1 protein-coding gene is annotated in these 218 nt (G+C 58.7%); it reads right to left on the reverse strand.

The genetic code is table 11. From position 1 onward, the window contains the following. A partial coding sequence (locus H6B10_RS17400; protein ID WP_204652557.1) for a hypothetical protein occupies positions 1–218 on the reverse strand: 218 nt, incomplete at both ends.

Raw genomic sequence — 218 nt, forward strand, 5'->3', positions numbered from 1 at the left:
GATGCGATGATCTGGGGATTCTCCAGATGGCACGTACCCTGCAGGCATCCCCCTGGCAGCATTTTCTCACCAGCGGGGCGTTCATCCTCTCCCTGATGTTCCTGCCGCTGCCCGTCAAAGTACCACCACACCGGCAAAAATACGGTGAACAGTTCACACCAGGCGGACCAGGTGGTGCGGAACGGCTGCATATTGTGCAAAAGCACCGGCGGCAGCAA

The sequence above is a fragment of the Gemmiger formicilis genome (genome assembly GCF_016901605.1).
GTDB lineage: Bacteria > Bacillota > Clostridia > Oscillospirales > Ruminococcaceae > Gemmiger > Gemmiger formicilis_B.